Origin of the sequence: Marinobacter panjinensis, assembly GCF_005298175.1 — a bacterium.
Classification (GTDB): Bacteria; Pseudomonadota; Gammaproteobacteria; order Pseudomonadales; family Oleiphilaceae; genus Marinobacter; species Marinobacter panjinensis.
Genome location: NZ_SZYH01000001.1, coordinates 212,614 through 237,304 on the forward strand (window position 1 = coordinate 212,614; position 24,691 = coordinate 237,304).

Sequence of the window (24,691 nt, forward strand, 5' to 3'; positions counted from 1 at the left end):
GTTAGACGTCCTTTGAACGAGTTTTTTACCGCACCTAAAGCAACCACATTACGCTGGGAACCCCTAAACCAACGCCCCATTAACAATAGCCCGCAATTCCTGACGGATCGGGTAGGTCGATGAGGGGATCAGTTGCGTCATGAAGATCACCACCATCTCCTCCACAGGGTCGATAAAAAAGTTGGTACTCGCCAGGCCACCCCAACCATACTCGCCGACCGATCCGTTGATCTGGGATTTGGCGACGTCAGTCTTTACCGAAAAGCCCAGACCGAAGCCACTCCCGGCATAAGGTGTTTCGCTGAACGCACCGACAGAGAGGCCAGGCAGGTCCTGGTTGCCGGGCAGATGATTGCGACGCATGAATTCCAGAGTCTTTCGGCCAATGATCCGCCGCCCGCCAAACTCGCCGCCCTGACAGAGTGCCTGGGCAAAGTGGAAATAATCGTCAATGGTGGAAACCAGCCCGCCGCCGCCAGACAGAAACTTCCTTTTGTCCCCGAAAGGGGACGCCTGCGGATCGTCCTGCAGCTTGAACTGATCGACAGAATCGTACTGATAGCAGGCGGCGAAACGGTCAAGCTGATCGTCACGAACATGGAAGCCGGTGTCCGGCATGGCCAAAGGCTCAAAGATATGCTCGCGCAGATACTCATCAAATGGCTTATCAGACAGCAACTGCACCAGATACCCCAGCACATCCGTGCTCACCGAATAGTTCCAGGCGGTACCCGGTGAGAACTCCAGCGGCAGTTCTGCCAGATGACCGACCAGCGCTTCCAGTGTCATATTGCGGCTGCCATCCAGCTTCAGCTCCCGGTAGGCGGCGTCAACGTTGGTGCGGTTCATGAACCCGTAGGTCAGGCCTGACATATGGGTAAACAGGTCGCGAATGGTCATGGTGCTGGTTGCAGGTGCGGTCAGGAAGTTGGGATAGATACCGCTTTTGTAAACCCGCAGGTTCTTCCAGGCCGGAATGTACTTGTGTACGGGATCATCCAGCAAAAACCGCCCCTGCTCATAGAGCTGCATCATGGCGATAGACGTAATCGGCTTGGTCATGGAATAAATTCGGAAAACCGTATCCCGGCAGACCGGCTTATTGCGCTCCACATCCATCAGCCCCTGAGCTTTCAGATACGCAATTTCCCCACGCCGGGCCACCAGTGTCAGCGTGCCGGGCAATTTCCCCGGCTGGATATAGCGACGGTCAAGATGGTCTTCAATGTAAGAAAGGTGGTCTGAAGAAAGGCCAGTAACCTGTTTGGATTCCGTCATAGTGATTACAACTCCAGCACAAGATTTCTGCCACCAAGAAAAAGTACCCAAACCGTTACCGCAGCCCAGTGAATGAGCACTGGAACCCAGATAGACCGGGAAAGTACATAAGCGTAGCCACAGGTGACACCCATAGCGCCTACAATAACCAGAAACCACGGATTCAGGAACAGAGAAATAGCCGTGGGGTTAAACGCCAGCGCTTAAGGGATGCCACAGAACGAATTTAAAGGTTTTTTTGAAATCATGGGGTTGCGAAACCAGTGTCTTATTCCCAGCCCCATCAGGTTATCAAAAAATAGATCACTCCTTCCCCTTTAGGTCAACGGTTAGTCTGGATCTCAGAGCATCAATCTCCTCGGGCTATTACCCTGGCAATATGGACTTGGAAATATCAACCTGCCAATATAATGTGGTTAATAGGGGCCCGCCATCATGGATCTGCCAACCAGCTTTCTAATATACGCAACCCTGTTTCGGCTGGCGGTTATTGCCGCCGGTGTGTTGATTGTTGTGCTCGGCTATCGCCTGTTTTTGCAGGGCCTGGCGTCCAGTAATGAATCCGATGCCGCACTCGAGGGTGGTGGGTTCAAGCTGACCTTGAAGAATGCCGCTCCGGGTACCAGTTTTGCCCTGTTCGGGGCGGTACTGATTTCGGTGATGGTGATTCAGGGCAGCCCGGAACTGAACGTCAGTAACGCAGCGCCTGGTGCTATCGCAGCGTCTGTAGAGCTGAAGCAGGGTGCTGGGAGTTTGCGCCTACGGAGCGACGACTCGGTCGCGCCCACCGTACAGCCGCAGTTACGCGAATTGGCCATTGCAGCCAGTGAACAGTTACTGCAAGCCGGTATCCAGAAAGAGTTGCAAAACGATTTTGCCGGCGCGCTGGAGGCATACCGCTTGGCGCTGTCAATGCCGGGGCAGCCACTGCGCCAGTTGGTTAACCCGCTCAACCAGATGGCCTGGGTGTACCAGCTGCAAGCCGAACCCGATCTGGCGTTGCCGTTGGCGCTTCTTGCCCAGCAGATCAATCCAGCGAGCGTTGTGGTGATGGATACTCTGGCGCGGGTCTATGTGCAACTGGAACAATTCGACAAGGCGCAGCAGTTGGTGGATCGGGTGCTGCAAAGCGATCCGGGCAACGACGATGCCAAAGCGACGGACAAGTTGATCAAACAACTAAAGCCTCGCTAGCAGCCGGTCACGGTTTCCCGCGCCGACAAACTCCTAACGCGGTACAAATACAAAATCGCCCGCCTCATGGCCCGCCATGTGAATGGGTTCATAGGTGGGTATCTGATTCACATTCAGATCGAACGCGGCGCTGGACACGCGTTCGCGGATGGCGAGAAACAGGCGCTCGGCTTCAAGGGTCAAGCCGTTTTCCTGCAGTACATCAAGAAAGGCCTTGGTAAAGACCGAGTGGCCACTGCCTCCGGAATCAAGTACCGGTTGCACGCCTCCGGAGGTGAGCGCGGTGCGCACTCTGGAGCTGGCGAAAGACTGCAGTAATTGCTGGCGCTTTTGGTCAGAGATCCCCGGCCTTAAGCGGGACAGAGAGCCACGGGAGAGGGTGCCCGCGTAACAGGAGTCGGCTACCACCAGTACATGTTTGGCGGACATGATTTTCAGTTGACCGGTGATGTTGCGGGTCGAAATCCACTCTGTGTCCTCATCCTGCTTGGCGTCCACTGGAATCCAGTAACCCTCATCCAGCTGCTCTACCAAATGCCCATGGCCCGCGTAGTAAATGAGCAAGTTGTCCTTTTCGGTTAATTGCTTGCGCAGATTGTTGAGGGTCGAGAGGATAGCTGCGCGATCGGCATTGTAGAGCTCGGTGATTTCGTAATCGTAATATTGTCTTAGCAGGCGGGCCACAGAGCGTGCGTCGTTAACCGCATTATCCAACGGTGTCCAGTAGCGGTACTTGTCGTTGCCGATCACCAGGGCGTAATAGCGACCGAAACCTTTGTTGGGTATTTTTTGACGCTCGGGCTCTGCAGCGCCTCGGGTCCCGGCAGCGATAATTATTCGAAGGGTGGCGCGTTGACTACGGTTGTCGACGGCGACAATTTGTAAGCTGGTCTCCCTGTCACCGCTGCGGTATTTGGGCAGTTGGGTCTTAAAGAAACCATCGTCGGAGGTGGGTACGGACAGATTATTTATCGTTAGCGACTGCAGCCCAGCCGGGGCAATGACCCGTCCGGAAATTTGCTGGCGCTCGCCCTCGGGGAGCGTTAAGCGGATCGACCCTCCACTGGCGGTCAGCGGCGGGTCAACCAGGTCGATTATAGGTGCGTCAACCGAGCCAGTTGATTGCAATGCTGCACCGCTCCCAGCGCGCAATTGTCGCTGCTGCAATTGCGCAACTTCTCGTTGGCGATTTGACACTTGTTGGTTTGGCTGGGGGTTGCTGGCCGCAACGGTCTGGTCCAGGAGCAATGCCAGGCTATTGTCATCCAGCCCTGCGGCCTGTCGGTAAAGGCGCACGGCTTCTACCGGGTCCTGTTTGACGCCCAGGCCTTGTTCGTAGAGTCGCCCGAGGTTGACGGCGGCACGCTTATACCCCTGGCTGGCCGCTTTTTGATACCAGGCGGCGGCCAACGGGTAGTCTGGCTGCTGATCGGCCAGCCCCTTTTCGTAAATCTCGCCGGTGTAATATTGCGCTTCTGCGTCGCCCTGATTGGCGGCTTCCTGCCAGATGCGCAGCGCCGATTGATAGCTCGCGGGATCATCAAGGACGTACTCGCCGCCCCGTAACTGACAGTCACCAACGGTGGTCTTGACTGGTTTGCGTTTGCCTACGTAGGTCATACCGCCCAGATGCCGGATCTGACCGGGCAGCAAACAGTTAACGACGGTGTACTCCTGTGCTTCAGCAGCAGGAGCCATCGGCGGGGAAATCTTTTCCTGTCCATTGCTATCGAGTTGGGGGGAATTGCCGCAGCCAATGACCAAAACCATCGCAATAACATGTGGTCCGAATCGAAGCAGAGTCGTTAGGAAGGATTGGTACATGCTGGCCTCTGTGCCTTTCCGGCGAATGTCTTGCCACTAAAGGTTCTTCTGTTAATTCTAGAACATAATTACATTAATTTTTATAATAATATGTGTCGCAATACCCTACTTGTTATTTTTTTCATCAATGTCGGACATATAAATAATGGGAAAAAGAATTAAAGAAAACGTACTAATAACCAAAGGATTATAATGTTATTTTTGAAATGTAATTTTCTAAACTACAATTTAAGTGTTAAGTGGTTCTACAAGTTAAATAAGCCGAGTTTCAGTAGATCGCTATTTGTCAGAATAAATGCTTTTCACTGTTGTGGTTCGTTGTAGCAGCGGAATGTGTGTCCGGTTTCACAACGGAAGGCAGAAATTATGAACGTCATCACCTCCCTACCGCCTGATTTAGCCGCACTGACAAAAGACCTGATGCGCGCCAGCAGATTGCCGCTGAGCGCCGCTTTGTTGGGTACGTCCCTCCTGCTCGCGCCAGCGGTATACGCGGCGCAGAGCCTCGATACCGCGGTCAATAACGCGGTAGGAAACAGTTGTGCGTCGGGGATCAACCCGGACGCTGGTAGCAATCTGGCATTATTCTGTGACGATGGTGGTGCAGCGAGTTCAAGTACCGGTGGGACAACAACTTCGCAAATCAGCATCGGGGCACTGGAAAAACAGGATGACACCCGCAGCGATTTGGCACGGGTGGACTTGGGCCCTGTAAGCGTGTTTCTGACGTCGGACTTCGAAACCCATGAAAAAGACCCCACCCCCATTGAAGGCCGGGGGTTTGAATCAGATCGCATTGCGATATTGGCGGGTCTGGATTACCTGATTAACGAGAACGCGAGCCTGGGTATGGCGTTCAATTACGCTAAAGTGGATGGTGATTTCGATGGCAGGATCGAGGGCCAGAACAGCGGCGGATTTGATAACAGCAGTTATGGGTTGATGGCCTTTGGTGAATATATCTTTGCAACCAGAGCCTACATTAACTGGTCGTTGGGCTACAACAACCACGACTATGAAACCGAGCGCTATTCGACAGTCAGCATGGGAAACAGTGTTGCCAACGGAGTGCTGGCAAGTGACACCGATGCGGATGAAATCAACGCCGGTATTGAATTCGGTTACGATATGACAATGGATTCCCTCATATTGGGCCCGCGTTTGGCACTGCGCTATAAAAAAACCGATATCGATGGTTACACGGAAACGGTAAAAAGCAATAACCCATCGAGTGCCCTTGCGCCGCTGGCGTTAATCGTTCGCGGGCAGGCCGAAAAGTCGCTCACCTCGCATCTGGGCGTACAATTATCGAAAGCCATTAATTGGGACCACGGCGTTTTATTGCCGCAGTTGTACCTGGAGTACGTGCATGAGTTCCAGGACGACCAGCGCGACATCGCTTTTTCTTTCCAGGACGATCTGGCCAACAATGTCTTTAATTACAACAACGACGCGCCTGATCGCGATTACGGCAATGTACTTGTTGGCGTGGTGGCGGTGTTTGCGAATGGCCTGCAATCGTTTATCAGTTATGAACGCCTGGTGGCATACAGCAATCATGACAACGACAGATTCAGCGTGGGCGTGAGACAGGAATTTTAATGCAGGGAATTATAAGGTTGCTCACGACCAGCCCGCAACGCCTCGAGCCATGCCCCAGTCTGGGACTCGTTAGCGGGGTAACCACATTCGAGGACAAGGCAGTGTATACCCGATAGGTCTTCGGGCTCCTTTCTGAATCGAAATGTCCATATTCCCTCAAGAGACCTTCTGCCAGAGTAAATCAGTGCCTGATACGCGGCGGAGTTTTGCCAGTTAACCACCGATTCCGGGTCCGGGAAGCGAATAACAACGGTATCCGTGTGGGGGTGTTTCCCGCTCAGCACTTTTGCCCGTACGCCACGGAGTACAAGTTCGGCACGCCAGGGAGCGAGCGTGTCAGGTACTTTGCTCCGGTATTCTTCCCATTTGGCTGGGTCTTTTATGGTGATCTGGCCGATTACGTAGGCTGTCATTCTTGTCCTCTCAGGCGCTCAGAGTAATCAGCAGTGTAGAATACACCTGCGCCACTTTTCAGTTTCTGACTTACCAGAGCTTCAGCAATAGCCCGGTAGCCCCTGCTACCGGGATGGTAGCCATCGCTGGCAAGCAGTGATGTATCAGTTATTGCGGGATAGCTCAGGTACCGGAAACCCGAGGGTGCCTGCCTGGCCAGTTGCTCATAGACCGAGTTCAGTTGCCGGGCCCGCCACCCCATGACTTGCCGGAGTGGAGCGGGCAACGCAGTAAACAGGTGTATGGGCGGCACACTCAGCAGGTATACCGGCCCCGGGTACCCCGCGGCAAGCGTGTCGCGAAGCGCCAGTAGCTGCCGGCGGAACCGATACCTGGGCGTGAAGCCCGTTGTGTCGTTGACCCCCATGCTCAGCAGAACCACATTGGCCTGCGGAAGATCAACACCGCGCAGTTTCCGATTAAGCTGATCCAAACGGATGCCATTTACTCCAAAGGTATGCCAGGAAATGGTTCGGCCTGTACGCTCATGCAGTTGCAGCGCCAGCTGGCTGGCAAGGCCCTGGTCATGAGTGGTCACGCCGACGCTGGCTGCCGTGGATTCCCCGATCACCAGAAGACGCAAATCCGGCTGACCCTCGCCGTAATGACCACAGGAAGGGCCATGGGCTTCCGGCAGTCTGGGCGTTGTCTTCCGGGCGCGTTTGCCCTGGTAAAGCAGCACCGGGAAGAGCAGGGCGGTGGTTAGCCAGAATGGAAGGTGCATTGAGTTCTCTTTGGCCTGCTGTGGATTACTGAAGATTACCTGAATTGGCGTCGGTACTGGCGTTGCGATTGATGCCGTCCGGGCAAAGGGTTACAGCTCCAGCACAAGATTTCTGCCGCCAAGAAAAAGCACCCAAACCGTTACCGCAGCCCAGTGAATGATCACTGGAACCCAGATAGACCGGGAAAGCACATAAGCATAGCCGCAGGTGACACCCATAGCGCCTACGATAACCAGAAACCACGGATTCAGGAACAGAGGAATAGCCGTGGGGTTGAACGCCAGCGCATTGAGCGGATGCCACACCACGAAGACCAGAGTGCTGACTGCCACGCTCCAGGCAGCCTTTGCGTGCCCCGAGGCCAGTATGTTTCGGGGTATCAGTACGCCCCTGAAGAAGGCCTCTTCGAGCAGTGACGGGAACACAAACAACAGGATGGGTAGTACGGGTGTGATTGGCGAGTCCAGCCACCCGAATCGAAACAAACCGGCGCCGAAACCGACAGACACCGCTATGATTGCGAACACGGGCACCAGTGCCCAAGCCTTCAGCGGGGCTTGAAAAGGGGAGGTCAGAAGACTCTGGGCGAGGTTGTTACTGAGGTACCTACCAGGGTTTGCTGAGATCATAGGGTTGAGGATTCACAAATTCGCTTAAATAAATCTGAAGATCATGTAGCCAGCCTCCCATAGTCCGTCATCGGGAGTAGGCTGGTAGTTGGCCAAAACAGAACCTGCCACTACAGGAGGCTGACATGAACCTATTCTGCGCCATTGATCTTCATTCCAACAACAGCGTTGCCGTCATTATTGACCATCAGGACAACGTTGTTTTCCAACAACGCCTGCCAAACGATATTCAGACTATCGAAGCGGCACTACTTTCTTTTCGGAAGGACCTTCACGGCGTCGCGGTCGAATCGACCTTCAACCTCCCGAGCACGCTAAGTGCCTGATGCGCCCTGGCCGTGAACCACTGTGAGACTGGCACGCGAGAGCGCTAACCACCTGTCTGTAACCCTTGGACGCGGTCAGGCACCGATGATTTTTTGAGGTGAAAGCCAGGGGATAGCTCGGTGAGCTATCCTTGATCCTCATGGGTGTCCCAGTTGTCTGACATCTTTACCGCCTTTGTCTACCACATTTCCCCGGCACTCATCGGCAACATTATCGGCGGTACCGGTTTGTTCGCTAGCGCACCAAGTGTAAAAATATGTAACTGGGCTTTGCAGGGCGGCACCACCATTTAAGACCCGGCAGCCACCACGTCCACCAATCTGTTGCGGAAGGCTTCGAGATATTACGCTCGGAACTGATGGAAGACTGTATCCGCCGCAGTTCCGTGAGTAATCAACGCCGACTAAGGGGCCTTCAGTTCGTCATTGAGGCCCTGCTTTGTCAGCAGCGCTCCTCTGAACCATCGGCACCAGCAAACGCCCGAGCCCTGCATTTCCGGCGGTCCCATTCCTCTGTGGATTAGCGCTTCGAGACTACCGAATACCCCGGTTTTCTGATCTGTGTCAATGCAGTCGTCGTTGAATGTCCTATCTTGAACTTTAGGCAGTTCTATTCCCGCTACGGGAGGAACCCATGCGGAATCTTGGCGCTTTCTCAGTTCTTGCTGCTTGTCTATCCTTCTTTATCCCTGCCATTGCCTTGGCATTGTCGGTGGGAACACCGGTGAATCCTGGCCAGTACGATGGTGTCGGCCGGGTTGACGGCTGTTCTGGTACGCTGATATCGCCGACCCAGGTCTTGACTGCGGCGCACTGCTTTTGCCCCGGCGATAAGCTTGGTGCCTGCAGGACCCGGGCGGAATTCAAGCTGTTCGATGTGCATCCGGTCGACAACCCGGCAACGACCGTGAACGAGTCGGTCTATTTGACAAACATCACCATCCCCGGCACGTTGCGTATTCACCCTCAATACAGTCAGCCAACCTGGAATCTGAACGATTTCGCGGTGCTCGACCTCGACGTGCCAGCTCACACCATGGCACTGGGCGTTAGGCCAATCCCACTTCAGGACCCAAGTGTGCTGCCTCGGCTAGGGGAAACACTCTGGCTCGTTGGGCACGGCCACACCGGAAACGATTGTAAGGGCCCGAGGCAGAAGCGATGGCTGGCCTTGCCTACCGCCGAAGTTATCGCCCATGCGGTGCGTTTCATCCAACCGGGGAAAAACGCCTGTCCCGGTGACTCGGGTGGCGCGGTCCTTGATCAAACAGGGCGGCTGGTAGCCGTCATCTCCTGGATCGGAAGGGAAACCAATACCCGGCCCACGCACACCAGCTTTAACTGGATAGCCGGTTTGCCTGATGCACCCTACGGAAGTTGCGGCTGGTACCCGGTGGGGCCGCAAAAGAGCCACGGTGCCGGCGCGGCCTGGTGCCCCTCAGGACAATTTTTGACTCAATTCGACCTTGAAGGCGACCGAAGCCTTGATGAACACGATGCGCCGATCGTGGGCCAGGCGCGATGCTGTGCCCCGGCAGCTGCTCCATCCGCCTGGAATCAATGCAACTGGGTCCGGGTGGGCCCCCGCAGTCACCAGGCCGGCGGCGCCTGGTGCCCGCCGGGCAGCTACATCACGCAATTTGACCTTGACGGCGACCGGGCGCTTAGCGGTCGTGATTCACCGATCGTTGGCCAGGCACTGTGCTGCCGTCACACCGCGCCTTCGATAAACAATTGGGGGTCCACCGCCTGGTGGCCGGTCGGGTTGCAAGAAAGCCATGGGGTGGGTAAGGCCTGGTGTCCATCGGGTGCCTACCTCGGAGCCTTCGACTTAGACAGCGGCGGACAGCCCCACGATTCGCCCTACGTCGGGCAGGCGCTTTGTATCAAACCACGGCCCTAGGAACCAGCGGAGTCAGCCCCAATGTCCAGCGGAAGCCGGCAAGACGGTGGGAAACCGGAAAGAAAACCGACGATCTGGCAAAATCCGGCGGTGGTCGCCGCGATCATGGCTTCTCTCATCGGTGGGGTGTTCGGTGTGATCCAAGTGATTATCCCACTCGCCCAGCAGTGGGGCAGGGAAGACAACGGGGCAGGGACGGTTGTTTCAACGGAGATTGCCACCGACCCCCGTGAACTTATCGTTCAGGCGGATCGCATGCTCGCGAATACCGAAACCCCCATTAATCTGCGGATCGACCTTATCCGGGCTCTCAAACAAGGCTCCGGTGAGGGTGCGCCTCCGGGCTACCACGAGGACGCCATCGATATTTTAGTCCGCTATTTGCGGCAGGCCGTGGGCGAACGGCGACATGCCAAAGATGACTTCGGGCTACCCTATCTGCGAAAGGATGAATATGGCAACCAGTTCGAGCCGGACCCGCGGATGTCACGGCCCCTCAGTATCGTCGCCGCGCTGGAGGCACTGGATACAATCCGGGATGCCGCACCCACGCCGGTTGAAGTGCGGATTGGCAACATAGACTTTAGCTATATGAACCTCGCCTTACTGGATCTCTCTAACTTCAACGCTGGGCATTCGAGCTTCAAGTCGGCCTTTCTCTCGGGCTGCGACTGCCGGGGAACGAATTTTAACAATGGAGATCTGAGCGGCCTTGTCGTCTGGGGCGAGAAACAGGCCAGGTTTGACGGAGCAACGTTCAGCAACACCAAGCTTGGCGGCTCGAAATGGGCCAATGTCAATCTGACCGGTGTGGACTTGAGCCGGGCGATCGGCCGCCCAGCCGTGTGGCTGGACATCGAGCCCAAGGAAATTCAGGCGATCTTCAGATGAACGAAAGACCAACCTGCAAAATTTGGGACATTGGCCTTTCAGCACTTTTGATCGTTCTATACCAGCAGTGAATTGTCCCGTTCTACGAACCGGTTACATGACCCTCGAAAATATCCCGAAGGGTAGAGACTTCAACACGTAGCTCAGCGGTGTCCAGGGCCACCAGGGCACATAGGAGCGGCGCTTTTCCGATTCAATGGCCTTCACCAGTGCCTTGACGCCGGTGTCGAGGTCCACGCGGAAGGGTGCATTCTTGGCATCCCGATTAATATCCGTGAGAATATAGCCGGGTAGAATGTTGCTGACGTTGATGGGTTTGCCCTTGGTATCCAATTGCAGGCCTTCGGCCAATGAGGCCACGGCGGCTTTGGTGGCGGCGTAGACGTTCAGGGGTCCTCGGAAGCCTCGCACGCCGCTGACCGAAGACATCAATACCAGATGGCCGCTGTTCTGCTCCCTGAAAATCTCCATGGCCGCCTCGCTCTGGGCAATGGCGGCCACAAAGTTGGTTTCGGCGGTTTGGCGGTTGGCGGTAAAGTGTCCTCGCCCGATCGGTTGGGAGCTGCCAATGCCGGCGTTAACCACCACCCGGTCAAGACTGCCCAGTTCATCCCGGAAGCCCCGGAACACCTCGAACACCTGGTCGTAATCGCACACGTCCAGGCCTCGAACGAGAACCCTGATACCAGGGTTGGCCTGCTGTAATTCCCGCTGCAGCGCCTCCAGCTTATCGGCCCGCCGCGCGCAGAGAGCCAGATTGCAGCCCTTGGCGGCCCACGCGCGCGCCATACCTTCACCGAGACCAGTACTTGCACCGGTAATCAGAATGTTCTTTCGCATCGTTTATGCCTTGATCCGTCAGGGTAATTGGTGATCAGACTAACATGATTGGATGCTATCGGAGTTGATGGGAAAATAGATCTGTCCGGGTTTTTTGTGCCTGCGGCTGAGGCTATATTGGATAAAAGGTGATTGGTTGGCTACGTGAGTCGTTGGCCCCTGGTGGCAACGATGTGCAGCCAATACGAGCCCGGATCGGCTTCCGGGGCGCCTCCCGCTACGCCCACCCCGCCTATGAAGAGGGCTTTCGGCTGGAATGCCGGGCCATGAAACGGGTACGCGAGGAGATGGGACTGACCAACGTCATCCTGATCGATCAGTTTGCCCAGCGCTTTGATGGCTTTTCTATCGGATCCAATGATCTCACCCAGCTCACACTTGGCGTGGACCGTGACAGCGACCTTGAAGTGGAAGCGCGCCTGAAAATATTCGGGAGAACGTGATGGTCGATGCTTTCAAAAAACCGCCACTTTTCGCATCTGGGCCGGCAGAATCTCCTGTGACTTACAGGCCCAGCCTTTCGTTTTCGCGTTGGAAAATGTCACGAATCCTGGCCCCATCAGAGGGCTCTTCTTCAAGTGTTTCCGGGTTCCATTGGCTCCGTCGGGTATCAAAAAAGTCACCGCCATAGATGTGAATGCCCCCCGTAAAGCGCTGCAACGGATTGGTCACCGAATGCACTGCGTCTTCACGTAGCATTGTGGTGTCTTTTGCAAACAAGGCTTCCGCACCGAACGCCTTGATTCCCTCAGGCGTCCTTTTCCAAAAAATATTGTCCTCGCGGCCCGTGTAAATGCCGATGTTGGCCCACATCAGATGATTATGTGGCATGAGATTCATCTGCGGCGTCCAGGTGGCAGCGAATATTGTCAGCGTGGGTGAGCTCAGCAATACGTTGAGGCCTGCCTTGTCCGGTTCGCCCAGCGCGGCCAGTACCGCCGCGGGTTCAGAGACTGCACGGGCAAGGACGTCGTTGATGGCGGCTTGAGCATCGGTCTCCTGGCTGGCAGCAATGCAGTCAGCAATGAAACGGTCAATATCCATAGTCATACCTTCCCTTGAACTCCGTGGCCCGGTATCGAAAAAGACAGATACTGCTTAATATATTTTAGGTTAAATCGACATCATCGTTACTATGAAATTTTCATTCTCCCCCTGATTGGCGGCGGCGAAATCGGACGCTTCCTGCGTCACCAGCTCGATGCGCTGGGGATCATCACCGGTTCGTTACAGCGGAGTTTACCGACAGACTTGTACGCGGAAGCCGTGCGACGGGTGATGCAGCCGGGGACCGAGCTGTTCGATCAGGAAACGGTCGATCGGCTGCGTGGTGAGGTTAAAGTGACGCGGCTACGCTTTTGAGCGGTGAAGAGCCTTATAACGTTCCTCTAACTCAACTCGAATCGCACGACGCTGCTGGCCGTTAGCAAAGCGCCTGATTTGCTCATCAGTGCCTGGTTTCAGTTTAGGCACTTCAACGGAATTTCCGTTTTCATCAACAGCTACCATAGTGAAAAAGCAACTGTTGGTATGTCTGACCAGCTTTTCACGGATGTTTTCCGTGATCACTTTAATGCCCACCTCCATCGAGGTGCGCCCTGTGTAGTTAACGCTGGCCAGAAAGGTAACCAATTCACCGACATGAATGGGTTGAAGAAACATCACCTGGTCCACGGATAGAGTGACCACATAGGTACCTGCGTAACGGCTGGCGCACGCATAGGCCACTTCATCCAGACACTTAAGCAAGGTGCCTCCGTGCACGTTGCCAGAAAAGTTGGACTTATCCGGCGTCATCAAAATGGTCATGGTGAGTGTTGTAGATTCGAGTTCCATAATGCTCTCGTTTTTATTTGACCATTCAGTATATGCGCAAAAGATGCGGCGGCGTAAAACTGGTTGACGATGCGGTTTAACCATCGGCCTCGTAACTGATCAAATCCACATCTGCGGCCTTGATGCGCAGAGGAACCAGTTCCTGGTAAGCCGGGGAATTGTGCCATCTGACCACGTAGTCCGAACCGATATCTGCCACAGCTAGTGTCTCTTGATTTTTGAAACGACCAGCTCTGCGGCAATTCCATATCGCTTCAGAATCTCCGCCAGTTCTCCGGACTGTTTCATCTCTGTAAGGGTATCAGACAGAATTCGAGCATACCGGGCGGCATTCGGGTTCTGAGGGCTGAAGCCGGTATAGTCTTCGAACGCTTCGGTGGTATGGCCGGCGATCACCATGGTGTCGCTGATCCCCATCCGGTTGAGCTCATAGAGGGCCGAATACTCACCCTCCAGAAAGGTGGTGATGCGGTTGCTCTGAAGCATGCGCAAACCTCTTGCGGTTGTGTTTTCACCATGCACGACATGCACCCGGGAGTCGTTGTCCTGCTCTTCTGCGAGATAGGCGATGAGACCAGGGTCGACGTAGTGAAAACCTTTGACAATCCCTACCTTCACATTGGTCAGGGAATCCACGCCTGTGTATCGCCAAGATTCGTCTTTGTTAACGAGAAACGCCACCCGTTGAACCACGGTTGGCTGGTCGGGATACACCAGATCCGGTGCGTAGTCTTTGCCAGCCACAATAATGCCGTCGAAGTTGCCGGCGCGGACGGATTTCACGGCACGCGCGTAGGGAAGTGCGTGAATCTCAAGCGTGTATCCGGCTCCGTCAAACGCTTCCCGGACGACGTCTGTCATAAACCCTTCCTTGCCGCCCGCCTTTGAGGGGTTGCAAGTAAACGGGCAATACTCGATCGTCGCAAAGCGAATTGTCTCAGCCAGAAGGATTGACGGAGAGAAAGCCAGGCTCACCCATCCAAAAAGCAGCAGACACCACCGGTGTGCCTTCATATTTGTAATTCTTTCTGTCAGCTGTTGCCTTTAGCTTAGCGTACGCAGGCCGATTGCAATCCGGTTTTTTCATTTGCACGGCGTTTTACCGTGGCGGTACCAACACAAACTTTCCGGCGTGAGCTTTCTCCAGAAAAGCAGCGGTCTGCTCCTTGACCGAGACGGCGGGTTTTGGAGTAGACCAAGGTATCCCCTTCCCGCGCAGAGGAACCATGGCCTGCAGCAAGAGCCGCCCGGAGGGGCAGCTCATTCGTCCTGGTCGCGGCTATTCGCGCGGTCCAAGCGGAACCATGATATGGGCGTACGGAGTGTTCTTCCACATGATGTAGGGGCCACCCACGTTCGGATCGTTGGACATTCCCTCCAGCGTCTCCTCGGGATGTGGCGCGATAATCATCAGGTGAGGCCCTTCTGTTACCCACGACTCACCCGGGTCCTGGGTGGTATCGAAGGGATCCTCATTATTCGTGGGAGCATCTCCGCCCAGCATATAGGAGATCCCGACTTTGGTCGTCTCGAACGGGGCTTTGTTGCCGACCGCGTCCAACACCGCCATCCAGGTGGCGTCACTGCACATGGGCACTTCGAGTTCCGGTGAAATGGAGGGCATGCATGTCCATCCATTTGAGCCCTCTCGAAGGATCGTACCGTCCATGTCCATGATCGTTGCATTTTCGCTGACCTGTGCCGGACCTGCCGACATCGCCAACTCTATTTTTTCTTCTTTGGTATCCGCGCCATAGGCCGTTCCAACCGCGACTGTGAAAAGGGATACCACGCATGAAAAACCGATACCTAAACGCCTTATCGTATTCATTGGTCAATCTCCTTTTGCCAATCACTAACCCTCAAAACCAATCTGCTACCGTGCTATGTCCGTGTCAAGCGGTTTCGGCCAGTTTCATCCGTTCAGATATCCACGAGCGCAAGTGGCAAGCTGCGACGGCTAATCGAGACACGAAGCGGTCAAACGAAGACAACTTCTGGCCGTGTTATTCCTATCCCCAAACAAAAAGGCCCGAAGTTTTCACTCCAGGCCTTCTCGTTACTCACCGGTCAATCATTTTAACCGCACTTACTATCGCCACAAGACAGACAAGTCGCACACCCGTCCATCACGATCACCGCCTTGGTGCTGCACTTGCCACACATGGTGGCGTTGGGCGGGAAATCGCTGGCTTTGTCGTCGTTGGTGGCCGTGCTGTGGCTGGCTTCGAATTCGGCGCGCTTTTCGGCGAGGATGCGCTTGGTGGTTTCACTCATTTCCTCGCTTTCCAGCAGGCCGATGGCCTTCAGGTGCTTCTCGATCACGGCGCCGATTTCAGCCACCAGGGAGGGCATGAATACGCCGCCTTTCTTGAAGTAGCCGCCGTTGGGGTCGTACACGCTGCGCAGCTCTTCCACCAGGAAGGTTACGTCGCCCCCCTTGCGGAATACCGCAGAGATTACGCGGGTGAGGGCGATAACCCACTGGAAGTGTTCCATGGACTTGGAGTTGATGAACACTTCGTACGGCTGCCGGCTTTCGTGGTCGGTGCCTTCGTTGAGCAGGATGTCATTGATGGTGATGTACATCGCGTGCTCGGCGATCGGCGGCTTGATCTTGTAGGTGGTGCCCAGCAGGAAGTCCGGCCGTTCGATGTATTCATTCATCTGAACGGGCTTGGTTTCCGCCTGCACCGGTGGCTGGTGCTCGCTGGCTATTGGGTCGGCTTTCTTGACGCGGTAGCCGACGATTTTGTTGGTAATTTTAACTGTCATGGTCTTGTGTCCTGTGTCGGTTGTACCGGATCAATATTTGCCGTAGGTGCCTTCTTTAAGCGCATCGAAGAGGTTGGCGGCGTTGTGGATTTCGCCGTCGTACTCCACTTCTTCGTTGCCCTTGAGGGTCACTTTGCTGCCATCGTCCAGGGTGAACTCGTACAGGGTGTTTTCCAGATCTTTTTCCTGGACGAGTACGCCCTGGAAGGCTTCCGGGTTGAAGCGGAAGGTGGTGCAACCCTTCAGGCCCTTGTCGTAGGCATACATGTAGATGTCTTTGAAGTCCGGGTACGCAAAGTCCTGCGGCACGTTGGCGGTCTTGGAGATGGACGAGTCCACCCACAGTTGCGCCGCGGCCTGGATGTCCACGTGCTGCGCCGGCGTCACGTCTTCAGACGTGGTGAAGTAGGGCGGCAGGCGCTTGTCTTCTTCTTCGGAGAAGGGCATGGCACCGGGGTTGACCAGGTGGCGGTAGGCCAGCAGCTCGAAGGAGAAAACGTCGACTTTTTCCTTGGTCTTGCGTCCTTCGCGGATGATGTTGCGCGCGTAGTGGTGCGAGAAGCTCGGCTCGATGCCGTTACTGGCGTTGTTGGCCAGTGACAGGCTGATGGTGCCGGTGGGCGCGATGGAGGTGTGGTGTGTGAAGCGACCACCTTTCTCGGCCAGCTGCTCGATCAGCTCCGGCTCTACACCGGCAATCTGCTGCATGTAGCGGCTGTATTTGGCGTGCAGCACCTTGCCCTTGAGCTTGTCGCCGAGTTTGTAGCCGTCTTTGGACAGCTGCGGGCACTTGGTCAGCATCTTCGGGGTTACTTCAAACTCGTCGTCCATGATCGGCGCCGGGCCTTTCTCTTCGGCCAGGGCCAGGGACTGGCGCCAGCCTTCTATGGCCATCTCGCGTACAACGTCTTCGGTGAACTGTACGGATTCGGCAGAACCGTAAGGCATACGCAGCATGGCGAGGGTGGAACCCAGACCGAGGATGCCCATGCCGTGGCGGCGCTTGTAGGTGATTTCGTGGCGCTGTTCTTCCAGCGGCAGGCCGTTGATTTCCACCACGTTGTCCAGCATGCGGGTGAAGATGCCTACAACCTTGCGGTACTTCTCATAGTTGAAGCTGGCCTTGTCGGTGAACGGGTAGTCGACGAACATGGTCAGGTTCACCGAGCCCAGCAGGCAGCTGCCGTACGGGGGCAGGGGCTGCTCGCCACAGGGATTGGTGGCGCGGATGTCTTCGCAGAACCAGTTGTTGTTCATCTGGTTGACCTTGTCGATCAGGATGAACCCTGGCTCGGCGTAGTCGTAGGTGCTGGTCATGATGGTGTCCCAGATGAACTGGGCTTTCAGGGTGCGGTAGATCTTGCACGCCACCTTGCCTTCGTCGTTGACCACGTAGCCTTTCTGGATCGGGAAGTCGCGGTATACAAACTGGCTGGGGTCGTTCAGGTCCAAGCCTTCGTCGGCGGCTTCTTTTTCGGTCACGGGGAAAGACAGGTGCCAGTCGTCGTTGTTGCGCACGGCTTCGATGAAGTCTTCGGTGATCAGCAGTGACAGGTTGAACTGGCGCAGGCGGCCGTCTTCACGCTTGGCCTGGATGAAGTCGATGACATCCGGGTGGTGTACGTCGAACGTGGCCATCTGGGCACCACGGCGTCCACCGGCGGAGGACACGGTGAAACACATGCGGTCGAAGATATCCATGAACGACAGCGGGCCGGATGTGGTGGCACCGGCGCCGGCGACGTAGGCACCTTTCGGGCGCAGGGTAGAAAACTCGTAGCCGATGCCGCAGCCTGCTTTCAGGGTCAGGCCCGCTTCGTGGTTTTTCTCCAGGATGTCGTTCATGGAATCCTGAACGGAGCCGGACACGGTGCAGTTAATGGTGGAGGTGGCCGGTTTGTGGGCCTCTGCGCCGGCGTTGGAGGTAATGCGGCCAGCCGGGATGGCACCGTGGCGAAGGGCCCAGGCAAAATCCTTCATGTGCTTGGCGCGGTCGGCCTTGTTTTCTACCTGGGCGAGGGCGGTAGCAACACGGGTATAGGTTGCATCGATGTCCTTGTCGACCGGCTCACCGGTCTTGGTTTTGAGTTGGTACTTGCTGTTCCAGATGTCCAGCGAAGCTTCCTGCATTGGAATTTTTGTTATCACTGCCTGTGCTTTAGCGTTCATTACTGCCCTCGAATGTCCGTTATGTCTTTCGGTGGCCGCTGCGAGCCGCAGCCGGCCATACCCCATGTGTGTCGCTAAAATGTGCGCAGCCTGGAAGGCTGTTGTGCTTCAGATCCGTTCAAACACTAGATCTGGTGTTTTTCTTGCCCGCTATCCGCACCGGAAAGGGCGTAATAGCGGGGTTTCAGGAAAGAGGGTCACCCGGTTTTCGTGGTCTCTCCGCTTACGGTTCTCTTGTGAGCGGTACTCGAGAGAAACCCTATATATGGGTGATTATGGATCGAGTATAACAGGATATAGTGTTCTGTGAATAAGAAGACAACTATAGAACGTGGCTGATAGCGTAAGAAAATCAATGAAGGAATGCTTGAAAATCGGGAAAGGCCTGTCAAAACGCGATATTGAAGGGGGTTGCGAGAAACCACTAGATGTTGTGGTTAAAAACTGTGCAGGGAAAACCTGAAAAAAAGTTCATGAAGTCAGTTAAATGTGACCGGTGCACGTACCCGTTTTATACCTGTCGTTAAAGTAGTGATGTGGAGTCGTGTGTGGTAGTGGCCCACAGGAAGGACAACTACTAAAAAGGAACATAATAATGAAAGGCCTGAAACGAACACTGCTAGCGCTGGGCGTCGCAGGGTTGCCTGCTGCCGCAATGGCAGACATAGTCATGCTGGATGACAGCACGATGGGGAATATTACCGGTCAATCCGGTGTGTCCATTGAGCTGGAAACCAAAATCAATATTGACCGCTTCATCTATACCGATGAAGGGTCGCTGACTGTCAGTGATATCAGTATTGGTGGTGCCGAGCGCACTGACTTCTTTGGCTTCAATGGCCTGGGTGGGCCGGATGCAAACGACCTGCTGGATAATATACGCATCGACATTGACGTTCTTGCCGACGGTGATGCCGCGATCAATATCCAGCCCCAATACTTTAATGCTGTCGATTTCCGCATCACCTCCGGTGCGTGGGAGTTGTGGGGCCAGAGTGGCCAGAACACTGCCCTGATGGACAACCTGTTCATTGAAGGTGTTATGGGCCGTGGTTCAATTCATGTAGACACAGACACCGACGTTATGCGGCTGCGTTCGGCGTTCGCCATTGAAGTGATGGACTTCGATGTGCCCTTTGCGGCGATTGGCGTTCGTGGACTCTCTCTGACCGGCGCGGACTACGACAAAACCTTCCCGAGTGTGCTGGACCTGTTTGCCGAGGTGGATCTTTATATCTACCACGGGATGAGTGCAGACGGCGGCTCGTCGCTGGCGATCGATATGCCCAGCTTTGCGGCGGATATCGGGATGCAGGAGGTGATTGTGGGGCAGGCTTCCATCGGCCAGATCTTCATTGATGACCTGGCGATCACTAATACTCAGATGCGGATATACGGCCACTAATGGCCAGTTATCTGCGGGGCAGATGGTATGCCCCGCAGATCCTGTGACAGATTGCGGGATCAGCCCAGCAGTAGGCTGTCGTCAGTAATTTCAAGCCCGCGCTGCTTCTCGAACAGCTCCAGCAGATCTTTCACTTCCAGCCCTTCGCGGTCTTTGCCGGCAATATCGAACACCACCTGGCCCTGATGCAGCATTACCGTGCGGTCGCCGACTTCCAGCGCCTGTTTCATGCTGTGGGTGACCATCAGTGCGGTGAGCTTCTGCTCCTTGATGATCTGGGTGGTCAGTGCCAGCACGAAGGCCGCGGTTTTCGGGTCCAGCGCGGCGGTGTGTTCGTCCAGCAGCAGGATGGCGGAGGGCGTCAGGCTGGCCATCAGCAGGCTTACGGCCTGGCGCTGGCCGCCGGAGAGCAGGCCCATCTTGTCGCCCAGGCGGTTTTCCAGGCCCAGGTTGAGTGAGGCCAGGCTGGTTTTGAACTGGTCCAGGTAGCGGGCTTTGACCGCGGCACTCAACCCGCGCCGTTGGCCACGTTTGATGGCCAGTGACAGGTTTTCCTCGATGGTCAGGCCTTCGCAGGTACCGGCGAGGGGATCCTGAAAGACCCGCGCCACACTGCCCGCCCGTTTATAGGTGGGCAGCTTGGTGACGTCCTGGTTGTCGACGATGATCTTGCCGCTGTCGACCATCACTTCGCCGGCGAGGGCGTTAAGGAATGTGGATTTGCCAGCGCCATTGCTGCCAATAACGGTGACAAATTCACCCTGGTGAACCGTCAGGCTCATGCCGCGCAGGGCGGGGTTTTCAAGGGGCGTTCCCTTGCCGAAGGTCAGTTTCAGATCGGTTGCTGTAATCATGAGTCCCCCTTCAGGCCTTGTTGCGGGTAAACCGCGCGACAACGGACGAGCGAACACCGGGTAGCACAATGGCCAGGGTGACCAGTACCGCGGTAATGAGGTTCAGGTCCTGGGCCTGCAGGCCCAGGAAGTCCGCATTAAGTGCCAGGGCAATGGCCAGCCGGTAAATGATGGCGCCGATCACGCAGGCGATCAGGGCCCGGACAACGCTGGAGGGTGTCAGTACGGCTTCACCACCGATCAGCGAGGCCAGGCCAATCACGATCACCCCCACCCCCATGGTGACGTCTGCCGCGCCCTGGCTCTGGGCGAACAGAGCCCCTGCCAGGCCGACGAGGCCGTTGGACAGGGCCACACCCAGCACGATCATGGCGCCGGTGGCGATACCCTGGGCCCGGGCCATTCTCGGGTTGGCACCGGTGGCGCGCATGGCCAGGCCGGTCTCGGATTTCATGAAGCGCCACAGTAATACCAGGCCCACCAGAACCACCAGGGTAAACAGCAGCACAGGCACCTGGTGGTATTCCAGGTCCAGGTTGTACCAGGGGGTGAGCACCGTTTCTTCGGTCAACAGGGCAATGTTGGGCCGGCCCATAATCCGCAGGTTCACCGAATAGAGCGCAATCATGGTGAGGATAGAGGCCAACAGGTTGAGGATGTTGAGCTTGACGTTGAGTAGTGCCGTCACGGCACCGGCGCCCATGCCGGCAATCACTGCAGCGCCGGTGGCCAGCCAGGGGTTCACGCCCTCGATGATAAGGACTGCAGCAACAGCAGCACCCAGGGGAAAGCTGCCGTCCACCGTCAGGTCCGGGAAATCGAGCACGCGAAAGGAGATGTAGATACCGAAGGCGACCAGGCCGTAGATAAGGCCGGTTTCAATGGCGCCGTAGAACGCAATATTGCTAAGCATGGGGAAGGTTCACCGTAAATGAAAACGGGCAGCCCTTGTGAGGCCGCCCGTGAACAGTGTGTTATTGGTCGCTGTTTACGACTTCTTTCGCGTCGCTGATCAGGTCGTCGGACAGGGTAATGCCCATACGTTCTGCAGCAGCGGGATTCACGAACAGTTCCAGAGTGTCGACCGATTCCACGTCCATGTCGCCGGGGTTGGCGCCTTCAAGGATGCGGGCAACCATGGCGCCGGTCTGGCGGCCGTGGTCGTAGTAGTCGAACCCGAGGGCGGCAACGGCACCGCGGCCAACGGTCGCCGTGTCTGCAGCGAATACCGGGATGCTGGCGCGCTCGCCGACTGAAATCACCGCTTCTACGGCGCTGATCACGGTGTTGTCGGTGGTCAGGTAGATGGCGTCTGCCTTGCCGACCAGGGAGCGGGCGGCACCAAGCACTTCGGAGGTCTTGGTAGCGGCGGCTTTCACCAGTTCCATGCCGCGGGCGGCCAGGCGTTCTTCCAGCAGCTCCACCAGTGCTACGGCGTTGGCTTCACCGGGGTTGTAGACAGTACCGATGCGCTTGGCATCCGGAACCACCCGTTCGAGCAGGTCCAGGTGGCTTTCGATAGGCAGCATGTCGGTTACGCCGGTAATGTTGGCGCCGGGGGCCTTCAGGCTTTTGACCAGTTTCGCGCCTACGGGGTCGGTGACTGCCGAGAACACCACCGGGGTCTTGCGGGCAGCAGCGGCCATGGTCTGCGCGGACGGGGTGGCAATGGCAACGATCACGTCGGGGCCTTCCCCTACAAACTTGCGGGCAATCTGTGAGGCGATCGCGGAGTTGCCCTGGGCGCTTTCGTGCATGATGCGCAGATTGTCGCCGTCTTTGTATCCCTTCTCTTCCAGCTCGTCCCTGACTCCCTGGTACACCGCGTCCAGCGCCGGGTGCTCTACAATCTGGGTGATGGCAACCACACGTTGGTCATCCGCCTGGGCCATAGTAGCCAGTGCCAGCAGGGCCGTACCCAGCAGCGTGCGCAGAATTCTGTTGGCCATAAGCCGGTCTCTCGAGTCAGTTCAAAATGTGTGGCGCGACCTGAGTGTTATCCGAGTGTCGAACGCCCGTTTAATAACGGGGCGGGAGTTTATCACAGGCTATTGGCTTGCGGGGTAAGGGAAGGTACCTTATTGGTCAATTTCAGGGGGATAACCTGAAGTTAGAATAGGTTTGATGGGGAATAGTTTTATTTACATCACGTTTTGACGGGTAATGTTGTGTTGAAATAGGCTACTAAAGTCGAATACGCAAAATCCCTTACAAGAATAACCCGATAATTCGAATAACACACTGCAAGGAAGGTTCATGGACACCACTAACAAACTCCCCCTGGATATGCTCTATCACTGGGAAACCGCCAAGGCGGACACCCTTTACATGACACAGCCAATCGGCGACGGCAAAGTTGTTGAATACACCTGGAAACGCGCCGTGGACGAAGCCCGCCGAATGGCGTCGTACCTCAAATCCCTGAACCTGCCGGAGAAGAGCCGGGTGGGGATTATCTCCAAGAACTGTGCCCAGTGGATTATGTCGGACTGGGCCATCTGGATGGCCGGCCATATTTCCGTACCGCTGTATCCCACGCTGAACGCGGATACCGTGAACTACATTCTCAATCACAGTGAATGTGAGGTTCTGTTCGTCGGCAAGCTGGACGACTGGGACATGATGAAGTCCGGCGTGCCGGAGAGCGTGCGTTGCGTGTCTTACCCGCTGAGCCCGCCCAATGATTTTGAAACCTGGGACGACATTGTAGGCAAGTTCCCGCCGCTGGAAGAAAACACCCGCCGTGATGCTGATGAGCTGGCCACCATTGTGTACACCTCCGGCAGCACGGGGCGCCCGAAGGGTGTCATGCTGAGTTTCGGCAACATGGCCTTTGCTGCCGAAGGCGGCATGGAAGTGCTGAAGGTTGGTTCTGACGAGCGCATGCTTTCCTATCTGCCGCTCGCTCACGTCTTTGAGCGTACCTTTGTGGAACTGGCTTCCCTGTATGCCGGGTTCCAGCTCTACTTCGCCGAGTCTCTCGATACCTTTGTGCAGGACCTGCAGCGAGCACAGCCCACGCTGTTCCTCTCTGTTCCGCGCCTGTGGGTGAAGTTCCAGCATGGGGTGCTGCAGAAGCTGCCCAAAGAGAAGCTGGACAAGCTGCTCAAGGTGCCCCTGCTGAACAGGCTGATCAAGAAGAAGGTGCTCAAGGGCCTTGGCCTGAGCAAGGTCAAGCTGGCCGGCAGTGGTTCCGCGCCGTTGTCCCATGATGTGCTGGACTGGTACCGCAACCTGGGCCTGGAGTTGCTGGAAGGCTACGGCATGTCCGAGAACTTTGCCTATTCCCACATGAACAAGCCGGGCCGTTCGCGCACCGGTTATGTGGGTGAAGCCCTGCCCGGGGTGGAGGTGAAGATCAGCGATGAAGGCGAAATTCTGGTCAAGAGCCCGGCGACCATGATGGGTTATTACAAGGATGAAGAAAAAACCCGCGAAGCGTTTACCGAGGATGGCTTCCTGAAAACCGGTGACAAAGGCGAACTGGACGAGATGGGCCGCCTGAAAATAACCGGACGCATCAAGGAAATCTTCAAGACCAGCAAGGGCAAGTACATCGCCCCGGCGCCGATCGAGAACCGCCTGATGTCCCACGAAGCTATCGAGATGGTGTGTGTCTCCGGTGCCAACCAGACCCAGCCCCACGCGCTGGTGATGCTGGGCGAGGAAATTCGCCCGAAGATGGCTGACGAGGCGTTCCGCCGGGAAATCGAGGAAAGCTTCAAGAAGCTGATCACCGATGTGAACAAGACGGTGGACCCCCACGAGCAGCTGGCGTTTATTACGGTGGTCAGTGACGAGTGGTCCATCGAGAACAGCTTCCTGACTCCGACGTTGAAGCTCAAGCGTAATGTGGTTGAGGATGCCTACGGGGAAAAGGTCGATAGCTGGTACGCCAAGCGCCAACCTGTTATCTGGCAGTAAACCGACGTAAGTCGCATAGGGAAAGCGCTGAAACGGGCATAAAATGAGGTCATATTCAGGAGG

The 24,691-nt window shown here is 56.0% G+C and carries 25 protein-coding genes and 1 pseudogene; 9 read left to right on the forward strand and 17 right to left on the reverse strand.

The window, feature by feature from the left end; genetic code table 11:
• Positions 1–63 precede the first annotated feature (63 nt).
• A complete protein-coding gene (locus tag FDP08_RS00975; RefSeq protein ID WP_137434182.1) occupies positions 64–1,278 on the reverse strand; it encodes a serine hydrolase domain-containing protein in 1,215 nt (404 codons plus the stop codon).
• A gap of 5 nt (positions 1,279–1,283) precedes the next feature.
• Positions 1,284–1,478 carry a CPBP family glutamic-type intramembrane protease gene (locus tag FDP08_RS20650; protein ID WP_427901847.1) on the reverse strand — a complete coding sequence of 65 codons (195 nt, stop codon included), beginning with the start codon at positions 1,476–1,478 and terminating at the stop codon, positions 1,284–1,286.
• A 235-nt stretch (positions 1,479–1,713) separates the two neighbouring features.
• Here FDP08_RS20650 and FDP08_RS00985 point away from each other — a divergent pair, with 235 nt between their 5' ends.
• Complete coding sequence (locus FDP08_RS00985; protein ID WP_137434184.1) at positions 1,714–2,472, forward strand: tetratricopeptide repeat protein; 759 nt, start codon at positions 1,714–1,716, stop codon at positions 2,470–2,472.
• A gap of 33 nt (positions 2,473–2,505) precedes the next feature.
• Here FDP08_RS00985 and FDP08_RS00990 read toward each other — a convergent pair whose 3' ends face one another.
• Positions 2,506–4,296 carry a caspase family protein gene (locus tag FDP08_RS00990; RefSeq protein WP_137434185.1) on the reverse strand — a complete coding sequence of 597 codons (1,791 nt, stop codon included), beginning with the start codon at positions 4,294–4,296 and terminating at the stop codon, positions 2,506–2,508.
• A 366-nt stretch (positions 4,297–4,662) separates the two neighbouring features.
• Between FDP08_RS00990 and FDP08_RS00995 the strand changes: the two genes are divergently transcribed.
• Positions 4,663–5,898, forward strand: a complete 1,236-nt coding sequence (locus tag FDP08_RS00995) for an autotransporter outer membrane beta-barrel domain-containing protein (protein ID WP_137434186.1) — start codon at positions 4,663–4,665, stop codon at positions 5,896–5,898.
• Here FDP08_RS00995 and FDP08_RS20395 read toward each other — a convergent pair.
• The 3 genes from FDP08_RS20395 to FDP08_RS01010 form a co-directional block, all read right to left on the reverse strand.
• Entirely contained in the window at positions 5,895–6,311 is a 417-nt protein-coding gene (locus FDP08_RS20395; protein WP_137434187.1) for a DUF1330 domain-containing protein, read from the reverse strand. The two genes, FDP08_RS00995 and FDP08_RS20395, sit on opposite strands and share 4 nt — an antisense overlap.
• Positions 6,308–7,075 (reverse strand): SGNH/GDSL hydrolase family protein, encoded by a 768-nt coding sequence (locus tag FDP08_RS01005; protein WP_137434188.1) that lies wholly within the window; start codon positions 7,073–7,075, stop codon positions 6,308–6,310. Before FDP08_RS01005 ends, FDP08_RS20395 begins: the two co-directional genes overlap by 4 nt.
• Positions 7,076–7,165: 90 nt before the next feature.
• Positions 7,166–7,603 carry a CPBP family glutamic-type intramembrane protease gene (locus FDP08_RS01010; RefSeq protein WP_170978943.1) on the reverse strand — a complete coding sequence of 146 codons (438 nt, stop codon included), beginning with the start codon at positions 7,601–7,603 and terminating at the stop codon, positions 7,166–7,168.
• A 227-nt stretch (positions 7,604–7,830) separates the two neighbouring features.
• Here FDP08_RS01010 and FDP08_RS01015 point away from each other — a divergent pair, with 227 nt between their 5' ends.
• From FDP08_RS01015 to FDP08_RS01030, 4 genes are all read left to right on the forward strand, one after another.
• A complete protein-coding gene (locus tag FDP08_RS01015) occupies positions 7,831–8,031 on the forward strand; it encodes an IS110 family transposase (RefSeq protein ID WP_137434190.1) in 201 nt (66 codons plus the stop codon).
• Between the two features lie 341 nt (positions 8,032–8,372).
• Positions 8,373–8,555, forward strand: a complete 183-nt coding sequence (locus tag FDP08_RS20655; protein ID WP_427901848.1) for a DUF3135 domain-containing protein — start codon at positions 8,373–8,375, stop codon at positions 8,553–8,555.
• A gap of 110 nt (positions 8,556–8,665) precedes the next feature.
• Positions 8,666–9,934, forward strand: coding sequence for a trypsin-like serine protease (locus tag FDP08_RS01025; protein ID WP_137434192.1), 1,269 nt, complete (start codon positions 8,666–8,668; stop codon positions 9,932–9,934).
• A gap of 21 nt (positions 9,935–9,955) precedes the next feature.
• On the forward strand, positions 9,956–10,825 hold the full coding sequence (locus FDP08_RS01030) for a pentapeptide repeat-containing protein (protein WP_137434193.1): 870 nt from the start codon (positions 9,956–9,958) through the stop codon (positions 10,823–10,825).
• 93 nt (positions 10,826–10,918) lie between these two features.
• Here FDP08_RS01030 and FDP08_RS01035 read toward each other — a convergent pair whose 3' ends face one another.
• Positions 10,919–11,665, reverse strand: a complete 747-nt coding sequence (locus FDP08_RS01035; protein WP_137434194.1) for an SDR family oxidoreductase — start codon at positions 11,663–11,665, stop codon at positions 10,919–10,921.
• A 194-nt stretch (positions 11,666–11,859) separates the two neighbouring features.
• On the opposite strand from FDP08_RS01035, the pseudogene FDP08_RS01040 reads away from it, so the two are divergent.
• Positions 11,860–12,063, forward strand: a pseudogene (locus FDP08_RS01040) (putative PEP-binding protein); the annotation flags it as partial.
• Between the two features lie 106 nt (positions 12,064–12,169).
• Here the strand turns inward: FDP08_RS01040 and FDP08_RS01045 are convergent.
• The 7 genes from FDP08_RS01045 to FDP08_RS01075 all read right to left on the reverse strand — a co-directional run bounded on the left by FDP08_RS01045 (position 12,170) and on the right by FDP08_RS01075 (position 18,445).
• Entirely contained in the window at positions 12,170–12,709 is a 540-nt protein-coding gene (locus FDP08_RS01045) for a hypothetical protein (RefSeq protein WP_137434195.1), read from the reverse strand.
• 306 nt (positions 12,710–13,015) lie between these two features.
• Complete coding sequence (locus FDP08_RS01050; protein WP_137434196.1) at positions 13,016–13,501, reverse strand: acyl-CoA thioesterase; 486 nt, start codon at positions 13,499–13,501, stop codon at positions 13,016–13,018.
• A gap of 76 nt (positions 13,502–13,577) precedes the next feature.
• Entirely contained in the window at positions 13,578–13,700 is a 123-nt protein-coding gene (locus tag FDP08_RS01055) for a DUF1330 domain-containing protein (RefSeq protein ID WP_137434197.1), read from the reverse strand.
• A 2-nt stretch (positions 13,701–13,702) separates the two neighbouring features.
• Positions 13,703–14,515, reverse strand: a complete 813-nt coding sequence (locus FDP08_RS01060; RefSeq protein WP_137434198.1) for a substrate-binding periplasmic protein — start codon at positions 14,513–14,515, stop codon at positions 13,703–13,705.
• Between the two features lie 265 nt (positions 14,516–14,780).
• Positions 14,781–15,332, reverse strand: coding sequence for a hypothetical protein (locus tag FDP08_RS01065; RefSeq protein ID WP_206077258.1), 552 nt, complete (start codon positions 15,330–15,332; stop codon positions 14,781–14,783).
• Positions 15,333–15,580: 248 nt separating this feature from the next.
• Positions 15,581–16,276: a TSCPD domain-containing protein gene (locus FDP08_RS01070; RefSeq protein ID WP_137434199.1), complete on the reverse strand. Its 696-nt coding sequence runs from the start codon at positions 16,274–16,276 to the stop codon at positions 15,581–15,583.
• Between the two features lie 30 nt (positions 16,277–16,306).
• Entirely contained in the window at positions 16,307–18,445 is a 2,139-nt protein-coding gene (locus FDP08_RS01075) for an adenosylcobalamin-dependent ribonucleoside-diphosphate reductase (protein WP_137434200.1), read from the reverse strand.
• 595 nt (positions 18,446–19,040) lie between these two features.
• Between FDP08_RS01075 and FDP08_RS01080 the strand changes: the two genes are divergently transcribed.
• Positions 19,041–19,850, forward strand: coding sequence for a DUF6160 family protein (locus tag FDP08_RS01080; protein WP_137434201.1), 810 nt, complete (start codon positions 19,041–19,043; stop codon positions 19,848–19,850).
• A 59-nt stretch (positions 19,851–19,909) separates the two neighbouring features.
• Here FDP08_RS01080 and FDP08_RS01085 read toward each other — a convergent pair whose 3' ends face one another.
• The 3 genes from FDP08_RS01085 to FDP08_RS01095 form a co-directional block, all read right to left on the reverse strand.
• On the reverse strand, positions 19,910–20,704 hold the full coding sequence (locus FDP08_RS01085) for an ABC transporter ATP-binding protein (protein ID WP_137434202.1): 795 nt from the start codon (positions 20,702–20,704) through the stop codon (positions 19,910–19,912).
• A gap of 10 nt (positions 20,705–20,714) precedes the next feature.
• Positions 20,715–21,617 (reverse strand): ABC transporter permease, encoded by a 903-nt coding sequence (locus FDP08_RS01090; RefSeq protein WP_137434203.1) that lies wholly within the window; start codon positions 21,615–21,617, stop codon positions 20,715–20,717.
• Between the two features lie 61 nt (positions 21,618–21,678).
• Positions 21,679–22,653 (reverse strand): ABC transporter substrate-binding protein, encoded by a 975-nt coding sequence (locus FDP08_RS01095; RefSeq protein ID WP_137434204.1) that lies wholly within the window; start codon positions 22,651–22,653, stop codon positions 21,679–21,681.
• A gap of 307 nt (positions 22,654–22,960) precedes the next feature.
• On the opposite strand from FDP08_RS01095, the gene FDP08_RS01100 reads away from it, so the two are divergent.
• Positions 22,961–24,628 carry an AMP-binding protein gene (locus tag FDP08_RS01100; RefSeq protein WP_137434205.1) on the forward strand — a complete coding sequence of 556 codons (1,668 nt, stop codon included), beginning with the start codon at positions 22,961–22,963 and terminating at the stop codon, positions 24,626–24,628.
• Positions 24,629–24,691: the final 63 nt, after the last annotated feature.

Excerpts from the sequence above, each read along its gene's own strand:
- FDP08_RS00975 (WP_137434182.1), bottom strand. The coding sequence starts at position 1,278 with ATGACGGAATCCAAACAGGTTACTGGCCTTTCTTCAGACCACCTTTCT.
- FDP08_RS00985 (WP_137434184.1), top strand. The coding sequence starts at position 1,714 with ATGGATCTGCCAACCAGCTTTCTAATATACGCAACCCTGTTTCGGCTG.
- FDP08_RS00990 (WP_137434185.1), bottom strand. The coding sequence starts at position 4,296 with ATGTACCAATCCTTCCTAACGACTCTGCTTCGATTCGGACCACATGTT.
- FDP08_RS00995 (WP_137434186.1), top strand. The coding sequence starts at position 4,663 with ATGAACGTCATCACCTCCCTACCGCCTGATTTAGCCGCACTGACAAAA.
- FDP08_RS20395 (WP_137434187.1), bottom strand. The coding sequence starts at position 6,311 with ATGACAGCCTACGTAATCGGCCAGATCACCATAAAAGACCCAGCCAAA.
- FDP08_RS01005 (WP_137434188.1), bottom strand. The coding sequence starts at position 7,075 with ATGCACCTTCCATTCTGGCTAACCACCGCCCTGCTCTTCCCGGTGCTG.
- FDP08_RS01015 (WP_137434190.1), top strand. The coding sequence starts at position 7,831 with ATGAACCTATTCTGCGCCATTGATCTTCATTCCAACAACAGCGTTGCC.
- FDP08_RS01025 (WP_137434192.1), top strand. The coding sequence starts at position 8,666 with ATGCGGAATCTTGGCGCTTTCTCAGTTCTTGCTGCTTGTCTATCCTTC.
- FDP08_RS01030 (WP_137434193.1), top strand. The coding sequence starts at position 9,956 with ATGTCCAGCGGAAGCCGGCAAGACGGTGGGAAACCGGAAAGAAAACCG.
- FDP08_RS01035 (WP_137434194.1), bottom strand. The coding sequence starts at position 11,665 with ATGCGAAAGAACATTCTGATTACCGGTGCAAGTACTGGTCTCGGTGAA.
- FDP08_RS01045 (WP_137434195.1), bottom strand. The coding sequence starts at position 12,709 with ATGGATATTGACCGTTTCATTGCTGACTGCATTGCTGCCAGCCAGGAG.
- FDP08_RS01050 (WP_137434196.1), bottom strand. The coding sequence starts at position 13,501 with ATGGAACTCGAATCTACAACACTCACCATGACCATTTTGATGACGCCG.
- FDP08_RS01060 (WP_137434198.1), bottom strand. The coding sequence starts at position 14,515 with ATGAAGGCACACCGGTGGTGTCTGCTGCTTTTTGGATGGGTGAGCCTG.
- FDP08_RS01065 (WP_206077258.1), bottom strand. The coding sequence starts at position 15,332 with ATGAATACGATAAGGCGTTTAGGTATCGGTTTTTCATGCGTGGTATCC.
- FDP08_RS01070 (WP_137434199.1), bottom strand. The coding sequence starts at position 16,276 with ATGACAGTTAAAATTACCAACAAAATCGTCGGCTACCGCGTCAAGAAA.
- FDP08_RS01075 (WP_137434200.1), bottom strand. The coding sequence starts at position 18,445 with ATGAACGCTAAAGCACAGGCAGTGATAACAAAAATTCCAATGCAGGAA.
- FDP08_RS01080 (WP_137434201.1), top strand. The coding sequence starts at position 19,041 with ATGAAAGGCCTGAAACGAACACTGCTAGCGCTGGGCGTCGCAGGGTTG.
- FDP08_RS01085 (WP_137434202.1), bottom strand. The coding sequence starts at position 20,704 with ATGATTACAGCAACCGATCTGAAACTGACCTTCGGCAAGGGAACGCCC.
- FDP08_RS01090 (WP_137434203.1), bottom strand. The coding sequence starts at position 21,617 with ATGCTTAGCAATATTGCGTTCTACGGCGCCATTGAAACCGGCCTTATC.
- FDP08_RS01095 (WP_137434204.1), bottom strand. The coding sequence starts at position 22,653 with ATGGCCAACAGAATTCTGCGCACGCTGCTGGGTACGGCCCTGCTGGCA.
- FDP08_RS01100 (WP_137434205.1), top strand. The coding sequence starts at position 22,961 with ATGGACACCACTAACAAACTCCCCCTGGATATGCTCTATCACTGGGAA.